Origin of the sequence: Leuconostoc sp. BM2, from assembly GCF_002095565.1 — a bacterium.
Taxonomy (GTDB): domain Bacteria; phylum Bacillota; class Bacilli; order Lactobacillales; family Lactobacillaceae; genus Leuconostoc; species Leuconostoc falkenbergense.
In genome coordinates this window covers 1-1,535 of record NZ_MOWQ01000090.1, presented here as the reverse complement: position 1 = coordinate 1,535, position 1,535 = coordinate 1, and the positions used below count along the sequence as shown (strand labels likewise).

General features: G+C 38.1%; 2 protein-coding genes. Both read right to left on the bottom strand.

What is annotated here, in order from left to right:
* On the bottom strand, positions 1-926 hold a 926-nt coding region (locus BMG01_RS10490), incomplete at its 3' end, for a phage tail tip lysozyme (protein WP_084013497.1).
* Between the two features lie 45 nt (positions 927-971).
* On the bottom strand, positions 972-1,535 hold a 564-nt coding region (locus BMG01_RS11525; protein ID WP_233127308.1), incomplete at its 5' end, for a hypothetical protein.

Below are 1,535 nucleotides of genomic sequence, written 5' to 3'. Positions count from 1 at the left end.
GGTGACCAAATCGCATTCATATAGACTTGTGAAAAACCAGCACACTGATTGTAAGCGTCTGGTGTCGTTAAACGCCAGTCTAGTTTTTTGGACGTAATATTATGCACGTAGGGCTTAATGTCATCTGGAATGCTGTTTTTGTCCCAAAATGATAGCCCACCCTCTTTAATCTTGCCTGTACCGTCAGCCGAACCACTATCATCAGTATTACAATAAGCACTTTGATTATTGCTATCACTGTCTGCGCTATTACTTGCTGATGTATTACTATCACTAACGGCATTATTGCCACTGCTTAATGATCCCTCAAAATTAAGATCATACGTTTTTTTAATTGACTCCGCCCAAGCCTTAACTTCGGACACTTTACGCTGTGGATCACTTGCCCCAACACCCTCAAAACCTGTGTCCCAGGCTAAAGCTGAACTATCAATATCTTTAGCATTTGCTAATCCCAATCTAGCAACGGTATGGCTACTTGCCAATTCTTTAAATGCTAAATCGACCTGGGCTTCAACTGTATCTGCCGTATTTTGATAGCGATTACCGTTGATACCACCAGCACCCCATTGCCAGATACCTTTAACAGAGCCAGCAGGATTGACCGCTTTAGGGTTTAAATTACTTTCACTCCAACCAATTGCAATGATTGCTGAAATATTGTTCCCTGAATAACCCGCCTTTTTAAAACGATCAATAATATAGCTAACTCTTTTACCGATATCTGAATTTTTATCAGTTAAAGACCCATTACTGGAACCACTATCTGAACTTGTCGTCGTGGTGGTTGTATCAGTCTGACAGACAACACTAGGATTATTCATTGTTAGCGCAATGATCAAAAGCACTGGTATTAAAATGACAAGTAGTGGCGCACAATACAAGGCAATTTTCATCACGACTGCTTGTTTAACTTTATTTTTCACATGATCTCCTTTCTGAATTTTGACTAACTAAAAAATCCTTAATGATTACTCATAAGGATTAAAAGTATTAAAATCAGTGCTTTGATTAACAGCTAACCGCCCAACATAATCAAGACTAGTAATTTGATTATCACTGGTTTGATAATCAATATTGAAATAGTAGTAACGTGTTTCACCATTGCCAACATCACTGTCATGTTTCGCATTCACAGCCACACCAACGACACCACTAGTTTGATCATCATTAGTTGTCTTTGGATAATATGCCACTTGCACCACACTAGATTTCAAGCCATTATTATCAATGTAATCAGCCGTGCCACCAACCTCTGGGAATAAATAATCATTGGCTAAAACTTGACTGGTGACTAATTTAGCTTGCTTAATTTTCGTGATACGTTTTTTATAATCAGATCCAGATGACCAATTATAAGCAAGATTGAAGAACTGTTGACTAGTCTCACTAGCTTTCGTAATGGTACTTTTAGCAACCACCTGCTTCACTTTTTGCTGACTAGTTTTAGCAATGGCTTGTTTATGTTTTAACTGCTTAGCTTGTTTTTGCAAATGTGATAAGGTTTGTTGTTGTTGCCACATCAATTGACCAAA